General features: G+C 69.7%; 16 protein-coding genes. 7 read left to right on the top strand and 9 right to left on the bottom strand.

The features are described 5' to 3' along the window. Positions 1-28: 28 nt before the first annotated feature. Positions 29-463: a hypothetical protein gene (locus CBM981_RS03035; RefSeq protein ID WP_087067207.1), complete on the top strand. Its 435-nt coding sequence runs from the start codon at positions 29-31 to the stop codon at positions 461-463. On the opposite strand, the gene CBM981_RS03040 is transcribed toward CBM981_RS03035, so the two are convergent. The 3 genes from CBM981_RS03040 to CBM981_RS03050 are packed head-to-tail and all read right to left on the bottom strand — an operon-like array spanning position 423 to position 3729. Further along, a complete protein-coding gene (locus tag CBM981_RS03040; RefSeq protein ID WP_087067208.1) occupies positions 423-1175 on the bottom strand; it encodes a succinate dehydrogenase/fumarate reductase iron-sulfur subunit in 753 nt (250 codons plus the stop codon). The two genes, CBM981_RS03035 and CBM981_RS03040, sit on opposite strands and share 41 nt — an antisense overlap. Then, the gene (locus CBM981_RS03045; RefSeq protein ID WP_087067209.1) at positions 1172-3088 is read right to left on the bottom strand and encodes a fumarate reductase/succinate dehydrogenase flavoprotein subunit; all 1917 of its coding nucleotides are present in this window, start codon (positions 3086-3088) and stop codon (positions 1172-1174) included. Before CBM981_RS03045 ends, CBM981_RS03040 begins: the two co-directional genes overlap by 4 nt. Next, positions 3085-3729, bottom strand: a complete 645-nt coding sequence (locus tag CBM981_RS03050; RefSeq protein WP_087069150.1) for a succinate dehydrogenase — start codon at positions 3727-3729, stop codon at positions 3085-3087. The genes CBM981_RS03045 and CBM981_RS03050 overlap by 4 nt, the downstream gene beginning before the upstream one ends. Positions 3730-3823: 94 nt before the next feature. Between CBM981_RS03050 and CBM981_RS15760 the strand changes: the two genes are divergently transcribed. Together CBM981_RS15760 and CBM981_RS03060 are read left to right on the top strand one after the other, a co-directional pair. After that, complete coding sequence (locus CBM981_RS15760; protein WP_369801665.1) at positions 3824-4192, top strand: LexA family protein; 369 nt, start codon at positions 3824-3826, stop codon at positions 4190-4192. Positions 4193-4288: 96 nt separating this feature from the next. Beyond that, positions 4289-5557, top strand: coding sequence for a Y-family DNA polymerase (locus CBM981_RS03060; RefSeq protein WP_087069152.1), 1269 nt, complete (start codon positions 4289-4291; stop codon positions 5555-5557). Positions 5558-5638: 81 nt separating this feature from the next. Here the strand turns inward: CBM981_RS03060 and CBM981_RS03065 are convergent, their stop codons facing one another. The 4 genes from CBM981_RS03065 to dnaG form a co-directional block, all read right to left on the bottom strand. Next, a complete protein-coding gene (locus CBM981_RS03065; protein ID WP_087067210.1) occupies positions 5639-5890 on the bottom strand; it encodes a hypothetical protein in 252 nt (83 codons plus the stop codon). 39 nt (positions 5891-5929) lie between these two features. Further along, on the bottom strand, positions 5930-7531 hold the full coding sequence (locus tag CBM981_RS03070; RefSeq protein WP_172820798.1) for a mechanosensitive ion channel: 1602 nt from the start codon (positions 7529-7531) through the stop codon (positions 5930-5932). Between the two features lie 249 nt (positions 7532-7780). Beyond that, positions 7781-8455, bottom strand: coding sequence for a hypothetical protein (locus CBM981_RS03075; RefSeq protein ID WP_225867618.1), 675 nt, complete (start codon positions 8453-8455; stop codon positions 7781-7783). A gap of 81 nt (positions 8456-8536) precedes the next feature. Continuing rightward, positions 8537-10690 (bottom strand): DNA primase, encoded by a 2154-nt coding sequence (dnaG, locus tag CBM981_RS03080; protein ID WP_369801666.1) that lies wholly within the window; start codon positions 10688-10690, stop codon positions 8537-8539. 62 nt (positions 10691-10752) lie between these two features. Here dnaG and CBM981_RS03085 point away from each other — a divergent pair, with 62 nt between their 5' ends. Then, on the top strand, positions 10753-11628 hold the full coding sequence (locus CBM981_RS03085) for a DMT family transporter (RefSeq protein WP_225867503.1): 876 nt from the start codon (positions 10753-10755) through the stop codon (positions 11626-11628). Here the strand turns inward: CBM981_RS03085 and CBM981_RS03090 are convergent. Beyond that, positions 11600-12091: a hypothetical protein gene (locus tag CBM981_RS03090; RefSeq protein ID WP_087067213.1), complete on the bottom strand. Its 492-nt coding sequence runs from the start codon at positions 12089-12091 to the stop codon at positions 11600-11602. The genes CBM981_RS03085 and CBM981_RS03090 overlap by 29 nt on opposite strands. A 22-nt stretch (positions 12092-12113) precedes the next feature. On the opposite strand from CBM981_RS03090, the gene ruvA reads away from it, so the two are divergent. The 3 genes from ruvA (at position 12114) to CBM981_RS03105 (ending at position 13589) form a co-directional block, all read left to right on the top strand. After that, complete coding sequence (gene ruvA / locus CBM981_RS03095) at positions 12114-12758, top strand: Holliday junction branch migration protein RuvA (protein WP_087067214.1); 645 nt, start codon at positions 12114-12116, stop codon at positions 12756-12758. Between the two features lie 159 nt (positions 12759-12917). Further along, positions 12918-13187: a 30S ribosomal protein S15 gene (gene rpsO, locus CBM981_RS03100; protein ID WP_087067215.1), complete on the top strand. Its 270-nt coding sequence runs from the start codon at positions 12918-12920 to the stop codon at positions 13185-13187. Between the two features lie 9 nt (positions 13188-13196). Next, on the top strand, positions 13197-13589 hold the full coding sequence (locus tag CBM981_RS03105; protein WP_172820799.1) for a PAM68 family protein: 393 nt from the start codon (positions 13197-13199) through the stop codon (positions 13587-13589). Between the two features lie 40 nt (positions 13590-13629). On the opposite strand, the gene CBM981_RS03110 is transcribed toward CBM981_RS03105, so the two are convergent. Continuing rightward, positions 13630-17166: a DNA polymerase III subunit alpha gene (locus CBM981_RS03110; protein WP_087067216.1), complete on the bottom strand. Its 3537-nt coding sequence runs from the start codon at positions 17164-17166 to the stop codon at positions 13630-13632. Positions 17167-17206: the final 40 nt, after the last annotated feature.

Here is a 17206-nt window from a genome sequence, read left to right on the forward strand (position 1 = left end):
ACTGATCTGGAGAGTTCTCCTCTCCGCCGTGCCCACGCCTCCACCCGCCGCCGCCTTCCCCCCATCAGCTCCGGCCTCGCTTCCGGCCTCGTCCGCCGCCCTGATCTCCCTGGTGGATCCGCGCTGCGGCGACCAGATGCACTGGTGGCTGGAGGCCGATGGCTTTCCTCAGCGCATCGCCGGTCTGCTGGGAGCACCCCTGCGGAGCAGCGGGCAGCCCGCCACCACGACCCTGGAGCTGCTGGAGGTGTTCTCTCCCCTGCCCGTGCTGCCTGCCGCCGCCGCCCACCCCGCCTGCCGCACGGCTGGCTACCGGTATCTGCTCTGCGGGCATCGCCACGGCTTTCGCCTCTCCTGCTGGCGGCAGCACCCGGGCACGCCCGGCTGGCAGCGGCGCTGCGGACCGATGGCCCTGCCGGCCTTCATCCGGCACTTCGCCGCCCCTCGCGATGCATCCAGCTGATCCAGTCGGCGGAGATCTGCTGGGGGCACACCGCCTCGCACTCCAGGTGGCTGCTGCAGCTGCCGAACCCCTCCTCCTCCATCCGCTGCTGCAGGGCCCGGGCCCGCCGCGCCCGCTCCGGCTGGCCCTGGGGCAGCTGGCCCAGGTGGGCCAGCTTGGCCGCCACGAACAGGCTGGCGGAGGCGTTGCGGCAGCTCGCCACGCAGGCGCCGCAGCCGATGCAGGTGGCGGTGTCGAAGGCCGAACGGGCCTGCTCCGCCCCCACCAGCATGGCGTTGCCGTCGGCGGCCTGGCCGGTGTTCACCGAGCAGTAGCCCCCCGCGGCGATCAGCCGGTCCAGGGCGGAGCGGTCCACCACCAGATCCTGCACGGGCGGGAAGGCCGTGGCCCGCCAGGGCTCCAGCGTGAGGGTGGCACCGCTCTCGAACTGGCGCAGATAGAGCTGGCACACGCTGGTGGCGCTGCGGGGACCATGGGCCTGGCCGTTCACCAGGAAGCCGCAGCTCCCGCAGATGCCCTCCCGGCAGTCGTGCTCGAAATTCACGGGCCGCTCCCCCGCCGCGATCAGTCCTTCGTTGAGCTGATCGAGCGCCTCCAGCACGGAGAGATCCGCCGACACCCCGTCCAGCCGATAGTCGCGGAAGCCACCGGGGCTCCCCGGGGATTCCTGCCGCCAGATGCGCAGCGTCAGGGACAGCGTTCGGCTGCTCATCGGTAGTTGCGGGTGGAGGGCTGCAGCACCGTGAACTGCAGCGGCTCGGCATGGCGCAAGGGCTCCGCGCCTGGCCGGTGTTCCCAGGCGGCGATGTGGGCGAAGTTGGCGTCATCGCGGCGGGCTTCGCCTTCCGGCGTCTGGTGGTCCTCGCGGAAGTGGGCCCCACAGGATTCCTCCCGGGCCAGGGCATCGCGGAGCATCAACCGGGCCAGGCCGAAGAAGTCGCTCAGCCGCAGCGCCTTCTCCAGTTCGGGGTTGGGGCCCTCACCGCTCCCCGGCACCCGCACCTCCGTCAGGAAGCGCTGCTCCAGCTGCTCCACCTCCCTGAGGCCGCTCCGCAGTCCCTGCGCGTCGCGGCTGATGCCGCAGTGCCGGATCATCACCGCGCCCAGCTCCCGGTGGAAGGCATCCACCGGCCGGGCTCCCGGCACCTGGAGCAGGGCCTCGATCCTGGCGGCGGCCCGTGCGAGGGCCTCCCGGCAGGACGGATGGGTCGCCTCAACGCTGGGGGTTCCATGGCCGGCCAGCCAGGCCGTCACCGTGAGTGGAGCGATGAAATAGCCGTCCGCCAGGCCCTGCATCAGGGCACTGGCCCCGAGCCGGTTGGCGCCGTGCTCGGAGAAGTTGGCCTCCCCGAGCACGAACAGTCCGGGGATCGAACTCATCAGCTGGTAGTCCACCCACAGGCCCCCCATCGTGTAGTGGGGTGCCGGATAGATCCGCAGGGGCGTGGTGTACGGATCGGCTCCGCTGATCCGCTCGTACATCTCCAGCAGATTGCCGTAGCGGGCCTCGATCACCTGCCTTCCCTGGCTGGCGATGGCGTCCCGCAGATCGAGGTACACCGAGCGGCCGCCGGGCCCGACGCCATGGCCGGCGTCGCAGAGTTCGCGGGCCCGGCGGGAGGCCAGGTCGCGCGGCACCATGTTGCCGTAGCTCGGATAGAGGCGCTCCAGGAAATAGTCGCGCTCGTGTTCGGGAATCCCGGCCGGATCCCGCTCGTCGCCGGGGCGGAGCGGCAGCCACACCCGCCCGTCGTTGCGCAGGCTCTCGCTCATCAGCGTGAGCTTGCTCTGGTAGGCGTCGCCGCTGGGAATGCAGGTGGGATGGATCTGGGTGAAACAGGGGTTGGCGAACAGGGCGCCCTGCAGATGGGCCCGCCAGATCGCACTGGCATTCGATTTCAGTGCGTTGGTGGAGAGGAAATACACGTTGCTGTAGCCCCCGGTGGCCAGCAGCACCGCCTGGGCGGTGTGCACCTCGAGGGCGCCGCTGAGCAGATCGCGGCACACCACGCCGCGGGCCACCCCATCCACCGTGATGATCTCCAGCACGTCGCGCCGGCAGAGCAGTTCCACCCGGCCGGCCTCCACCTGGCGCATCAGGGCCTGGTAGGCGCCGTAGAGCAGCTGCTGGCCGGTCTGGCCGCGGGCGTAGAAGGTGCGGCTCACCAGGGCACCGCCGAAGTTGCGGGTGGTGAGGGTGCCGCCGTACTCCCGGGCGAAGGGCACGCCCTGGGCCACGCACTGGTCGATGATGCCGCTGCTGATCTCCGCCAGGCGGTGGCAGCCCGCTTCGCGGGCCCGGAAATCGCCGCCCCGCAGCGTATCGGCGAAGAGGCGGCTGACGCTGTCGCCATCGGCCGCTCCGGGCCGGGCGGCATTGATGCCTCCCTGGGCCGCCACCGAGTGGGCCCGCCGGGGGCTGTCGTGGAAGCAGAGCACCCGCACCCGGTAGCCCTGCTCGGCCAGGGTGGCGGCCGCCGATGCTCCGGCCAGCCCCGTGCCCACCACCAGCAGCCGCAGCTGGGCCTTGCGCTGCGGGCTGATCAGGGGCATGGCCTCCCGCTGGCGGCACCAGCCATCGGCCAGCGGGCCGCCGGGCAGTCGTGCATCCGGCAGGCCGCTCACGGGGCCACCCCCAGCACCAGGGCCACGGCTGCAAAACCCACCCCGAGCACCAGGGCCAGGCTGCGGCCCGCGGCCCGGATCAGGGCGCCGTTGGCCGGATCCAGCAGCCCCAGGCTGCGGTGGGCCGCTTCCGTGCCATGCCAGAGGTGCAGGCCCACGGCCAGGGCGGCGGCCCCATACAGGGCCAGGGAGGCCGGCTGCGCCAGCACCGCCCGCAGGGTGGCCAGCTCCTCGCCGGCCTGGGGACGGGGCCAGCGCAGCTGGGCCAGGTGCACCCCGAGGAACAGCAGCAGCAGCGCCCCACCGGCGGCCTGGCTGCGGGCGGCCAGGGCGGCGAGGGGCTCGCCGCGGCGGCTCACCAGGGCGGCGGTGTTGCCGGCACGACGGTTGGCCAGGCGCTTCGCCAGACCCAGGGCCAGATGGGCCATGGCCAGCCCCAGCAGTGCCAGCTCCACGGCCGGCAGCCAGGCCGCCTGATGCAGCCGCACCGCGTAGGCTTCGAACCGCACCGGTGCCACCGCGGCCAGGGCGATGCCCCCCAGGTGCACCACGAGAAACAGCACCAGCAGCAACCCGGCGGCAGCTGTCCAGACCCTGGCCTTCTCCGCCCCGATCACCGCGCGCCGCCTGGATGGGTGCATCGTATTCACGATCCGGCGGCCGCGCCCCTGCCTGCGCCCGCGCTCCATTCAGCAGTACGCCTGTACTAGATTGCATGCCAGCGATGCCGGCTGCGTGACCCACCTTTCCAGCGGCGACCCCGGCAGCCCCCCTGAGGCCACCGGCCCGGCAGTCATCGACCTGCAGCGGCTGCTGGTGCCCGATCCCCGCGGCTGCCTGCTGCTGCGGGTGGCCGGCGAGTCGATGCGTGATGCCGGCATCCACCACGGCGACCTGCTGATCGTGGACCGGCGGCTGGAACCCCGACCGGGCCTGGTGGTGGTGGCTCTGCTGGAGGAGGGCTTCACGGTGAAGCGTCTGGCCGGCCGCGGAGCGCGCTTGTGGCTGGAGGCGGCCCATCCCGCCTATCCCGCCCTGCCGTTGCCCCCCGACCGCGCCGTGCGGATCTGGGGCGTGGCCACCCACGTGGTCCACCCCTGCTGATCGGTCCCCACTGCCGAACCGTCACCGGTGAGCCTCCATGACACCAGTTCCGAAGGACGCCTCCAGGGCCGCCCCCAGACGGGCAGCCAGCCGGCCATCGCCCTGATCGACGGCAACAACTTCTATGCCTCCTGCGAGGCCGTGATGGATCCGTCCCTGCTGGGCCGGCCCCTGGTGGTGCTCTCCAACAACGACGGCTGCATCGTGTCGCGCAGTGCCGAGGCCCGGCGGCTGGGGATCGCCATGGGCACGCCCTACTTCCAGGTGCAGCGGCAGCTGGAGCGGCTGGGCGTGGAGGTGCGCAGCTCCAACTACGCCCTCTACGCCGACATGAGCCAGCGGCTGATGGCCACCCTGGAGCGCTGGGTGGAGGAGCTGGAGGTGTATTCGATCGATGAGGCCTTCGGCCTGCTGAGCCGCCGGGAGGGCGAGGATCTCAGCAGCTGGGGCCGGCAGGTGCGCCGGGCGGTGCGCCGGGAGCTGGGGCTGCCGGTGGCCGTGGGCCTCGCCTCCACCAAGGTGCTGGCCAAGCTGGCCAACCGCCTGGCCAAGACGCAACCCGCCCACGGCCACGTGTTCGACCTGGAGGCCCAGGCCGACCCCACGCCCTGGCTGGAGCAGGTGGCGATCGAGGACGTGTGGGGCATCGGCCGGCGCCTGGCCCGCTGGTGCCGGCTGCGGGGTGTCGCCGATGCCCGCGCCCTGCGCGACATGCCCAGCGGCGAGCTGCGTCAGAAGTGCGGCGTGGTGGGCCTGCGGCTGCAGCAGGAGTTGCGCGGCCACCGCTGCCTGCCGCTCACCCTGGTGCCGCCCCCGAAACAGGAGACCTGCGTGAGCCGCAGCTTCAGCCAGCCGGTGCGCACCGCCGACGCACTGCGGCAGGCGCTGGCCACCTACACGGTGCGGGCCGCCGAGAAGCTGCGCCGCCAGCACCAGAGGGCCGGTGCCCTGAGCGTGTTCGTGCGCAGCAACCCGTTCAACGGCACCAGCTTCTACAGCAACAGCGCCACCGTGACCCTGGCGGTGCCCAGCAACGACACCGCTGTGCTGCTGGCGGCGGCGCTGCCCCTGGCCGAGACGCTGTTCCGCCCCTGCCATCCGCTGCAGAAAGCCGGTGTGCTGCTGCTGCAGCTGCAGGGCGAGGAGCAGCTGCAACACCACCTGCTGCAGCCCCTGCCACCGGAGCAGCAGCAGCGCCGGGCCGCCCTGATGGCGGTGCTGGACCGTCTGAACCGTCGCTACGGCAGCGGCACCGTGCGCTGGGCCGCCTGCGGCCTGCAACCGGCCTGGGCGATGCGGCGGGAGCGGCTCTCGCGGGCCGCCACCACCCGGCTGGAGGCGATCCCGCGGGTGCTGGCCCGCTGAACCGTGGAAGTCAAACCAACCAGTTCAGGCGTGCCGCAGCAACTCCGGGCAGGAGGCGAGCCATGGCCAGGGGCGCAGGGATCAGGGGTGGGAGGCCAGGGCGGCCTCGATCATGGCGGCCGTCACGGGGATCGTCTCCAGCTCATCGGCGTTGTCCAGGAAGGCCTCGAAAGAGGCATAGCGGCGGATGCAGGGATCGGCACCAGCTGTGGCGCAGGCCTCGCTCCAGTTGCCGTCGTCCGGTTTCACCAGGGCGTAGGCAGCGAGGGCCTCCTCGAGATCACCCCCGTCACCGATGCCATCGCCATGCCAGAGCACCTCGAAGAAAGCCATGCGGGAAGGGCTGCAGATGGCCGTTTCAGCCTCGGCAGCCTAGGTCTGCTGGCGCAGGGCATCGCGCCACTCGCGCAACTGCTCGGCAGCCACCTCCCGACCGCCCACCCCGAAGGCGACGGCGGCCGCAACGGCAATCGACCCCAGGACCAGCCCGAAGGCGAGGGTCACGATCGAAGGGGCGACTCCGATCTGCTGCAGGGCCATCGCACCGCTGAAGCCGAGGATACCCACCCGGGCGGCCTGGGCCAGCAGTCCGGCCTGCACGGTCTGGGAACTGACGATCAGGCGGGCCGCGAAGTTGGCGATCGCGAGCCCGAAGGCGAACACGATCACCCCGGCGAGGATCCGGCCGAACACCAGCAACAGCCCACTCACGATCTCCGTGATGGCGGGGAGGTTGAGCACATTGGCCGCCGCCACGGCGCCGAACAGCACCACGGCGCCCAGCACCGCGACGCCGATCACCTCGGAGGGACGTCGCGGGGTGGATGCGGTCGCGGCGGCCAGCCCCGCATCGCCCTGAAGCGCGTCGCCCTGAACCGCCTCAGCCTGGGCCGCGGCCCTGCTCTGCGGGGAATCCTCGGAATCACCGTCCTCCACCAGGCCCAGCTGCTGGACCCAGTGATCGAAGCCGAACCCGGTGAACAGCCGCACCGCCAGCTGCTCGAGGAAGCGCCCAAGGACAACGGCCACGGCAAGAATCGCCGCCGCGGTGAACACCTGGGGAAGGGTGCCGAGCACCGTGTTGAGCATGCCGATGGCCGGCCCGGCAATCGCCGGCATGGCCAGAGCCTCCAGGGCCGCAATGGCCGTGGGGATCAGCACCAGCACGAAGCTGAGGGTGCCACCCAGGCTGGAGAGCGACTGGCCGGGCTGCTCCGGATCGAGGCCCATGCCCTCGCCCAGGTGATCCAGGCCGGTGGAGCCGAGCAGGTTGCGCACCAGGCTGCGGACCGTGCGGGCCAGAAGCCAGCCCACCACCGCGATTGCCGCCGCCTTCGCGAGCAGGGGCACCGCCGCCATGAACTCGTTGAGCAGGTTGAGCAGCGGCAGGAGCTGGCTGCCCAGATTCAGCGCATTGAGAACCAGCGGCAGGAAGAAGAGAAGGATCAGCCAGTACAGGAGATTGGCGAGGGTGTGGCTCGACAGCAGTCCCGGAGTGGTGTCGTCGGACTGGTCGTCCTCGGGGGAGGAGAACAGGCGTTCATCCAGCTGCAGCTGCTGGGCGGTCTGCAGCAGCAGCGCGCGCGCCAGGCTGGCCACCATCCAGCCCAGCGCAGCCAGCAGCCCTGCGGCCCCCAGCTGGGGCAGGAAGGAGAAAATCTGCGAGAGGAAGTCGTTGAGCGGTTCCGAGACCGTGGTGAGGTTGAGGGCATTCAGGGCCGCCACCACCGCCAGCACCAGCACCACCCAGAACACCAGCGCGGCCAGCAGCCGATCGAGCCGCAGGTTCCGCTGGCCCGGGCGTTCCGGGTCCTGGATGGCGTTGGAGACGCGCTCATCCAGCTGGGTGCGGCGCAGCAGACTGCGGACGCTCCTGGCTGCAAGGGCAGCCACCAGCCAGCCCACCAGCAGGATGGCCAGAGCCCCGAGCAGATTGACCACCAGGGGCATCAGCGTGGCTGGGATGCCAGCCACGGGCAGGGCCGCAAGGGGGGGCGGCTGGGCAGGGAGGGTGGCATCCACCATCGAAAACGCATCGCGACATGGTTTCAACCTGAGCCCAGGGGCCGACGAACGCCATTAAGCGGATCGAAAGATCGAAACAAAATCAGCGCACGGCCGCAGGGCTCCATTCCGCCCACCGCGACGGCCGACCGCGACGTCTCACCCTGACGGCCCACCGCGACGGCCAGACCCACCGCGCAGCCTCTCCTGGTTGTTGTGTCAGGTCTGTCCGGAGATCACGCCGGCCGCCTGGATCTGCACATCGGGCCAGAGAAACGTGTTGAACTGTCGCCCACCCAGGCGATTGCGCTGGCCCAGGGTATTTTCTGTGGACAGACTCACCACGGCTCCAAGCCGATCAGCGAGCTTGACGCACTGCCCGAAGGTCTGGGATGTGTAGCACTGCACATCGAGTTGGTTGCAGCCTCCACGGGGAACAAGACCAACCTGGAAAGGCTGAATACTGCAGAAGATCGGCTTGGAATAAAGCTGACGCAATCGGTAGAAGCTTGAGAGGCTGTAGTTGGCGAAGAAGTGGTCGTCCACCTGGATGCCATCCGCATGGCGCGCCTCATGGATGAGATCGCTCACGCTCATGGAGCGGTATTGGGGCGATTGGACCCACACCACGGGGATCAGCCCCTGGGCTCGGGCCTCCTCTGCCACCTGCTTCTGCACGGGATCCGAAACGTTCCGGTAGTCGAGAAAGACCACGCGGTAGCGGTTCGCCCGGATCTGGGCCATCAACTGCGGCACGGCCTGCCTGGAGCTGTAGAACCAGATCTGGGGCTGGGACAGCCAGGTGCCGTTGGGGTTGGCCGCGGCGGCCACCGGTGCCAGAGCCAGCTTCGCCGTGACGGCCAGGGCGGTGATGAAGCTCAGGCCACCAGGCATCCCCACCACCGCGACAGGCCCCAGGGTCGAGCACCCCAGTATCGCCCCTGAAGCAGCTGCGGCCGTGCTGCCACGGCAGGATCAGCCGGCCACATCGAGCTCCGCTGGCCGGTTCATGGCCGGCACCAGCTCGGCGAAACCGGCCCGGCGCCGGGCATCGAGCTCCTCCAGGTAGCGGCGTTCGTTGTAATACAGCTCCTGAAAGCGCAGCGCATCGCTGTTGAGCTCGGCGAACAGGGTTTCGATGCGGCTCTCCATGTCGCTCACGGGCACCAGCCCGGCGTGGCTCTCGGCCTCCAGGCGCTCACCTTCAAGCAACCGGGCGATGCAGCGCTCCAGGGTCTCGAGCCGCTGACTGCTCCAGGCATCGAGCAGATGGCGGCAGCGCTTGAGGCTGCGCTGCCGTTCCAGGGAGGCCAGGGCGCCGCGGAGCTGCAGCATCGGCTGGGCCAGGTGCAGGTGCTGCAGCTCACTCGGCTCGATCAGGGGCGTGAGCCGGGCCAGCAGGGCACTCTCCTCCACCAGCAGCTGATCACTCAGCAGGCGCGGCAGGTCGAGGTCGGCCAGGTCGTGGCCGGCATCGAGGCCGCGGTTCACCGCCTCCAGTCGGCCGGCACCGAGGTTGTCCTCCTCCAGGGCGCTGATCGCGGCCCAGAGCTGGCGGTGGTGCGCCAGGGCGAAGTCCTCGAGCTCATGGCGACGCAGCTCCGCCCGGATCGGGGCGCGGTACGCCCCGCAATGCAGGTAGAGCCGCAGCACCTCGGCTTCGGCCCGTTCCCGCAGGCCCGCTTCGCCGGGCTGCTCCCACTTCTGGGAGCGGCCGTGCCAGCGCTGGCCCTTCACCTGCTGGCGCAGGTCGTCCTCCAGCTGGATCGCCAGCCGCGCCTGGCCGCCGCTGAGCCGCTCGGCCACCTGCTGCAGGTAGTGGCTGCGCACGGCGCTCTGGGGCAGCTTGCCCAGCAGGGCCACCAGGCCGCTCACCGCCTGCTGGAACTGGTCGGAGCGGGCCAGGTCCTTGCCGGCCAGCACCTGCTCGATCTGCCAGTCGAGCCACTGGGGCGCCTGGTCGAGCAGGGCGCGGTAGTCGCCGGCGCCGTGCTGCCGCAGAAACTCGTCGGGGTCCTTGCCGGCGGGCAGGTGCAGCACCCGCAGCTCCAGCTGCCCCTGCAGCGCCTGCTGCTCCACCTCGCCGATCGCCCGCTGCGCCGCCCGCACGCCGGCGCCGTCGCTGTCGAAGTTGAGGATCAGCCGCCGGCTCTCGCAGCAGCGGCACAGCTGGGTGATCTGCTGGCTGCTCAGGGCCGTGCCCAGCGAGGCCACGGCATTGGTGATGCCGGCGGCATGGAGGGCGATCACGTCGAAGTAGCCCTCCACCACCACGGCCCGGTCGTCCCGGCGGATGGCGCTGGCGGCCCGGTCCAGCCCGAAGAGGTGCTTGCCCTTCTCGAACACCTCGGTTTCCGGGGAGTTGAGGTATTTGGGCTCGGCGCCGTCGAGGCTGCGGCCGCCGAAGCCGATCACCCGCCCCTGGCGGTCCCTGATCGGCACCATCACGCGGCCGCGGAAGCGGTCGTAGTAGCCCTGGGCGCCCTCACCGCCCTGGCCCTTGCGCGGCACCGCCAGGCCCGCCTCCACCAGCCACTCGGGCGCAAGGCCCTCCACCTGGCCCAGGTGGTTGAGCAGGCCGTCCCAGCGCTCCGGGGCGAAGCCGAGTTCGAAGGCCTCGATGGTGCCCTCGTCGAGCTTGCGCTGCTCGCGCAGGTAGGCCAGGGCCGCCGCGCCCTCCGGGACCCGCAGCTGGCTGCGGAACCAGCCCGAGGCCAGGCTCAGCACCCGGTGCAGCTGATCGCGGCGGGAGAGCTGCCGGCGCAGCCGCTCCTGCTGGGGCCCGTCGAGGGTCTCGATCGGCAGCTGGTACTTGCGCGCCAGCTCCAGCACCACGTCGCTGAAGCTCTGGCGCTGCAGTTCCATCAGGAACTTGATGGCGTTGCCGCCGGCGCCGCAGGAGAAGCAGTAGTAGAACTGCTTGGCGGGCGACACCGTCATCGACGGGGATTTGTCGTCGTGGAAGGGGCAGATCCCCACGAACTCCCGCCCCTTCTTCTTGAGCACCACGTGCTCGCCCACCACATCCACGATGTCGGCGCGCTCCTTGACGGCCTCGATCGTGCGGGGGTGGAGGCGCGGCAGGCTCAAGGGCACAGCCCGGACGACAGCCCCGATTCTGCCCGCCATGGCCCTCGCCGTGGCGCTCGCCCGGCTGGCACGATGGCCATGGCGGCCGGGGACAGCGCACCATGACCCGGGCCACGCCCCTGGCACCGACGCTGCAGATGGTGGCGAGCGCCCTGGCCTTCAGCGTGATGGGGGTGTGCGTGAAGCAGGTGGGCGGCCGCATCCCCGCCGCCGAGGTGGTGCTGGTTCGGGCCCTGGTGAGCGTGGTGCTGAGCTGGGGGCTGCTGCGCCGCGCCGGAATCGATCCCTGGGGCCATCAGCGCGGCCTGCTGCTCTGGCGCGGCACCATCGGCACCCTGGCCCTGTTCTGCGTCTACGTGGCGCTGATGGCGCTGCCGCTGGCCTCGGCCACGGTGCTGCAGTACCTCTACCCCACCTTCACGGCCCTGCTGGCCTGGCTGGCCCTCGGCGAGCCCATCGGCCGGCGCGTGGTGCTGGCGATGGTGGTGGGCTGGGCCGGTGTGCTGCTGGTGGCCCAGCCGGCGCCGCTGTCCGGCGGCGCCACTCCCCTGGAGCCGCTGCCGGTGCTGGTCGCCGTGGCCGGAGCCCTGGCCACGGCCCTGGCCTACGTGAGCGTGCGCAAGCTCGGTCGCACGGAGCACCCGCTGGTGATCGTCTTCTACTTCCCCCTGGTCGCGGTGCCCCTGAGCCTGCCGCTGGTGGCTCTCGATCCGGTGCTGCCCACGCCCACGGAGCTGCTCTGGCTGGCGGGCGTGGGGCTGTTCACCCAGATGGGGCAGGTCTGCCTGACCCGCGGACTGACCGCGCTGCCGGCGGCGCGGGCCACGGCGATCAGCTACGTGCAGGTGCTCTTTGCCGGACTGTGGGGCTGGCTGCTGTTCGCTGAGGCCCTCGATGGCTGGACGATCCTCGGTGCGCTGCTGGTGTTGCTGGCCACCCTGATCAGTCTCAGCTCGGCAGGGGAAGGGGGTCGGTGATCCAGAGCTGGGTGTCGCCGTCGAGGGCACCGCTGGGCCGGGCCAGCCGCCAGCTCTCGCCGCGCTCACCGCGCTGCAGATACAGCTCGAAGGGCGTATCCACCCGGATCGGGTCGTCCGGCAGGCGCCAGTCGAAGCTGCCGGTGAGGTGCAGGCCCTTGGCCTCGCCGATCCGCACCGTGTCCTGGCGGATCACCCGCACCCGGCTCACCTGGGGCACCCCCTCGGGCTGCAGGCGCAGGGCCTGGGCGATGGCGCCCTGGGTGAGCTGGATCTGCAGGGTGAGGGCTGAGAGCAGCACACTGCGGGGTGGCTGTCCCACCCCGCCGCAGCCGCCCAGGCCCAGCAGGAGCACCAGCGCGAGGGCCAGAACCGGCAGGCGCCGCCGGCTCCGGAGCGCCTGGCCGGCGAAGGCGGGGAAGGAAGCCCAGGACTGGGCAAGGGTCCGCAGGGCGGGCAGCATGGATTCGGTTTCTCTGCTTCCAATGATCGGCTGGCTGCAAGGCGAACTCGCCGATCCCTGGCAGCACGACAAGCGGTGCGGGCTGATGCTCCTCTGCCAGGGGGTCGGCTACGAGGTGCAGGTGAGCCAGCGGGAATGGCAGCGCCTGCCCCCGCCCGGCGCCGCGCTAGGCCTGCACATCCACCAGAGCATCCGGGAGGACGCCTGGACGCTCTACGGCTTCACGGCGCGGCAGGAGCGCGACCTCTTCCGGGAACTGGTGGCCGTGAGCGGCGTGGGTCCCCAGATGGCCCTGGGCCTGCTTGGGGCCCTCGAGCCCGAGGAGCTGGTGCAGGCCATCGTGCAGCCGGACCTGCGCCGCCTCTGCCATGCCCCCGGCGTGGGCAAGCGCACGGCGGAACGCCTGGCGGTGGAGCTGCGGGGGCGGCTGCAGGAGCGCTATCTCGGCCCGGCCGGCCCTGGCGCTGACAGCGGCGACGGCAGCCTCTCAAGCCTGGCCGACGGCAGCCGCGACGACATCCACGGCACCCTGGTGTCCCTTGGGTTCGCAGAGCTCGAAATCCACCGGGCCCTGCACGCGGTGGCCGCCCAGGGACTCGATCCGGAGGCCTCCACCGAGGACTGGATCCGCGACTGTCTGCGCTGGTTGTCCCGTTCGGCCGCCTGAGCGGGGGTTGCCGGGGAGGGGGGGACTCCGGACGTTAAAGTGCCGGTTTGCACCGCAGACGCCGGGGCAAGGCCGTTGTTGTCGGGGTCCGATTCCCCGGCCGATCGCCCTGCCTGCCACACCAGGCTGCAGGCCCGGGCTCCGCCAACTTCCATCTCCATGCCGCTCACCACCGACAAGAAGCAGGAACTGATCAACAGCCACCAGACCCACGGCACCGACACCGGTTCCGTTGAGGTGCAGGTGGCGATGTTGAGTGAGCGCATCAGCCAGCTCACGGGCCATCTGCAGCAGAACAAGCACGACTTCTCCTCCCGCCAGGGGCTGCTGAAGATGATCGGGCGCCGCAAGCGCCTGCTGGGCTACCTCAAGAGCATCAGCCAGGAGCGGTACAGCACCCTCATCGCCAAGCTCGGCATCCGCGGCTGAGGCCCAGCCATGGCCGGCAAGGGGATGGGGAAAGGGCCGGTTGCATCCGGCTCCCGCAGGGTCAAGCCCTCCCGCAAGGGAAGCCAGCAGGTGATTCCCGAAGCCGTGGCCAACCGCATGGTCCGGAGGATCGCGGTGGCCACGGGCGTGCCCACGGCCGCGGGCATGGCGGTGTTCGTGGTGAGCTATGTGCTGGTGAGCCGCCAGATCCTCGACATCCCACCGGGAGCCACGCTCGCCGCCTCCGGAGCCTGTTTCCTGCTCGGACTGCTCGGTCTCAGCTACGGGGTTCTCTCCGCCAGCTGGGAGGACAAGCCAGGGAGCCTGATGGGCAGCGAACAACTGGGCCTCAACATCTCCCGGGTCCGCGAGTCACTCCGGGCCATGCGGGCCGGCCGCTGATCCGCGCTGACCCTCTGGGAGGCGGCGCTGGCGGCGGCCCTCAGGCGGCGATCAGCGGAGCACTGATGCGGGCCCGGAACGCGGCCGCCGCCAGGGTGTCCAGCGCGGCGGCCGCATCGGCGACGCAGAACTGGGAACCGAGCCGCACGAACCGCGTCTCCTGGCTCTGCTGCACCAGGGCCACCACGGGCACGCGCAGGCCGGGTTCGTCCTGGGGAGGTCTGTGGCGCTGCAGGCATTCCCGCAGGCGGTGCTGGATCGCAATGTCAGCGGCCTGATCGGCCTCCAGTTCCACCATCAGCAGCTGCAGATCATCGATGGAGCGGCAGTCATCCACGATGAGCTGCACACGGTCATCGCGCCGGTCCACGGATCCCCACACCAGCAGCCGTGCATCCACCATCAGGTGGTCCGCCAGGCGGGCATAGGTGCGGGGAAAGACCACCGCCTCGCAGCTGCCGGTGAGGTCTTCCAGCTGCAGCACCGCCATGCGATCCCCTTTGCGGGTGTTCACCTGGCGCAGCTCGGGCACCATCACCACAGCACTCACCTTGGCCTTGTCGGCGAGTTCATCGAGGTTGGTGAGGGCCACCGGGGAGAGCAGGCGCACGGGGCGCCCGAGCTGCTTCAGGGGGTGGTCCGAGAGGTAGAACCCCACCAGCTCCTTCTCCAGACGCAGTTTCTCTGTGGGGGGATAGTCCTTCACCGGAGCCGCTTTGGGGGCGGTGCCCAGATCGCCACCACCGGCCTCAGGCCCGGCAGCTTCAGCGCCGCCAGCGGCAACAAGGTCGAACAGGTTCCCCTGACCGCTGGCTCGGTCGCGGGCCCGGGAGCTGGCCCAGTCGAGGATCAGATCGAGGTCCGCCATCAGCTGGGCACGGTTCCCACTGGGCTCCAGGGCATCGAGGGCACCGGAGTGGATGAGCGCCTCCAGGGCCCGCCGGTTCAGCTGCTGGCCCGGAATGCGGTCGCAGAGATCGGCAAGGGAGCGGTAGGGGCCATCGCTCTGGCGAGCCTCGATCAGCTGGCGGATCGCGCCATCGCCGAGGTTGCGTACGGCCGAAAGGCCGAACAGGATGCGCCCGCCGACCGGTGTGAAGTCGATCCCCGAGGCATTCACATCCGGAGGCATCACCTCGATGCCCATGGCATTGCAGTTGGCGATGTAGCGCTGCACCTTGTCGGAGGCACCCGCGTTCACCGTGAGCAGGGCCGCCATGTAGGCCACGGGGTAGTGCGCCTTGAGGTAGGCGGTCTGGAAGGTCACAGCGCCATAGGCCGTGGAGTGGCTCTTGTTGAAGCAGTACTCCGCAAACAGCACCATCTGCTCGAACAGAGCCTCCGCCACTGCCGTGTCCACCCCCCGCTGGGTGGCCCCTTCCACAAAGATGCTCTGGTGTTTCTCCATCTCGCTCTTCTTCTTTTTCCCCATGGCACGCCGCAGCAGGTCGGCCTCGCCCAGGGAGTAGCCGGCCAGATCCTGAGCGATCTTCATGATCTGCTCCTGGTACACCATGATCCCGTAGGTTTCCTTCAGGATGGGCTGGAGTTTGACGTGGGCAACCTCGATGACTTCACGGCCATGCTTGCGGTTGATGAACTTGGGAATCAGGCCGGCATCGAGAGGCCCGGGACGATAGAGCGCCAGGATTGAGGAGATATCCTCCAGGGACGAGGGTTTGAGATCGCGCACGATCTGCCGCATGCCGCTCGATTCCAGCTGGAAAATACCTTCCAGATCCCCACGGGCCAGCAGCCCGTAGGTCGCAGGGTCATCCAGAGGCAGTTTGTCGGGGTCGATGGTTTCCCCCGTGCTCTGGTGAACCAGATCGAGGGTCTTCTCGATCATGGTGAGGTTCTTGAGGCCCAGGAAATCCATCTTCAGCAGGCCCATCGACTCCACGTCTTCCATGAAGTACTGGGTGATCACCTGGCCGTCGTTGTTGCGCTGCAACGGCACCAGTTCATCGAGGGGATCGGCCGCGATCACCACGCCAGCGGCATGCACACCGAACGTCTTGTTGGTGCCCTCGATCCGCATGGCCATGTCCACCCAGCGGCGCACCACGGGATCCTTGTCATATTTCTCGCGGAACTCCGGCGCTGGCGACTCCGGAGAGATCATCTCCTTGAGCTTGGCGGGCTTGCCCCGAACCACGGGGATGAGCTTGGCAAGGCGATCGGCATCGCCGTAGGGGATGTCGAGAACCCGGGCCACATCCTTGAGCACCGCCTTGGAGGTCATGCGGTTGAAGGTGATGATCTGGGCCACCTTGTCCTCGCCGTAGCGCTGGGTCACGTAGTCGATCACCTCCCCGCGCCGCTCGATGCAGAAGTCGGTGTCGATGTCAGGCATCGACTTGCGCTCGGGATTGAGGAAGCGCTCGAACAGCAGCCCATGCACCACCGGATCGATGTTGGTGATGCCCAGCGCGTAGGCCACCAGCGATCCCGCCGCCGAGCCCCGGCCCGGCCCCACCGGGATGCCGTTGTCGCGGGCGAAGCGGATGTAATCCCACACCACCAGGAAGTAGGTGGGAAAGCCCATCTGCTCCATCACCTGCAGCTCGAAGTGCAGACGCTCGCCGTAGGCAGGATCGAATGACGCTTCCGGTGCCAGCTCCAGCCGATCCCGCAGGCCCTGCTCGGCCACCGCGGTGAGGTAGCTCACGGCCGTGTGCCCGTCCGGGATGGGGAAGCGCGGCATCTGGTAACGGCCGAGAATGTCATAGTCCTCCACTTTCTCGGCCACCCCGGCGGTGTTGGCCACGGCACGCTCGATCACCTCCGGCTCGAGGTGGTCGGCGAACAGGCCGAGCATTTCCGCCTCGCTCTTGATGTACTCGGTGCCCGTGTAGCGCAGCCGTTTCTCGTCGCTGATCAGCTTGCCGGTGAGCACACACAACAGGGCGTCATGGGCCTCCACATCCCCCACGCTGAGGTAGTGGGCGTCGTTGGTGGCGATCAGCTCGATGCCCAGCTCCTGGCCGATGCGGGCGATCTCGGTGTTGACGATGCGATCTTCCAGGCCGCCGTGATCCTGGATCTCAAGGTAGAAGTCGTCGCCGAACACCTCCTGGTACCAGGCCGCCACCTCCCGGGCCACCTCGGGGCGGCCGCGGAGGATCGCCTGGGGAATCTCGCCCCCGAGACAGGCGGTGGCCACGATCAGCCCCTCGCTGTGCTGCCGCAGCAGCTGCTTGTCGATGCAGGCCCGGGCGAAGATGCCCCGGCCCCGAATGCCCCGCAGGTGGCTGATGCTGGTGAGCTTCACCAGGTTGCGGTAGCCCACCGCGTTCTTGGCCAGCACCACCAGGTGGTAGCGGCGCTCCTTCTTGGGGGGATTGGGATCATCCAGCGCCCCGTTGATCACGTACATCTCGTTGCCGATGATCGGCTTGATGCCGGCCTTCGCGCAGAGTTTCAGCAGCTCGATGGCGCCATACATGACCCCGTGGTCGGTGAGGGCCAGGGCGGGCATGCCCAGCGCCACCGCCCGCTCCACCATGGCCGGCAGCTGACTGGCCCCGTCCAGGAGGCTGTAATCGCTGTGGTTGTGGAGGGGTACGAAAGCCAAGGAGGGCAGCGCCTGTAGCGGCAAGCGTAGATCGCCTCCA

Origin of the sequence: Cyanobium sp. NIES-981, from assembly GCF_900088535.1 — a bacterium.
Taxonomy (GTDB): Bacteria; Cyanobacteriota; Cyanobacteriia; order PCC-6307; family Cyanobiaceae; genus NIES-981.

Excerpts from the sequence above, each read along its gene's own strand:
- CBM981_RS03040 (WP_087067208.1), bottom strand. The coding sequence starts at position 1,175 with ATGAGCAGCCGAACGCTGTCCCTGACGCTGCGCATCTGGCGGCAGGAA.
- CBM981_RS03050 (WP_087069150.1), bottom strand. The coding sequence starts at position 3,729 with ATGCACCCATCCAGGCGGCGCGCGGTGATCGGGGCGGAGAAGGCCAGG.
- CBM981_RS03065 (WP_087067210.1), bottom strand. The coding sequence starts at position 5,890 with ATGGCTTTCTTCGAGGTGCTCTGGCATGGCGATGGCATCGGTGACGGG.
- CBM981_RS03075 (WP_225867618.1), bottom strand. The coding sequence starts at position 8,455 with ATGCCTGGTGGCCTGAGCTTCATCACCGCCCTGGCCGTCACGGCGAAG.
- dnaG (WP_369801666.1), bottom strand. The coding sequence starts at position 10,690 with ATGGCGGGCAGAATCGGGGCTGTCGTCCGGGCTGTGCCCTTGAGCCTG.
- CBM981_RS03085 (WP_225867503.1), top strand. The coding sequence starts at position 10,753 with ATGACCCGGGCCACGCCCCTGGCACCGACGCTGCAGATGGTGGCGAGC.
- CBM981_RS03090 (WP_087067213.1), bottom strand. The coding sequence starts at position 12,091 with ATGCTGCCCGCCCTGCGGACCCTTGCCCAGTCCTGGGCTTCCTTCCCC.
- ruvA (WP_087067214.1), top strand. The coding sequence starts at position 12,114 with ATGATCGGCTGGCTGCAAGGCGAACTCGCCGATCCCTGGCAGCACGAC.
- rpsO (WP_087067215.1), top strand. The coding sequence starts at position 12,918 with ATGCCGCTCACCACCGACAAGAAGCAGGAACTGATCAACAGCCACCAG.
- CBM981_RS03105 (WP_172820799.1), top strand. The coding sequence starts at position 13,197 with ATGGCCGGCAAGGGGATGGGGAAAGGGCCGGTTGCATCCGGCTCCCGC.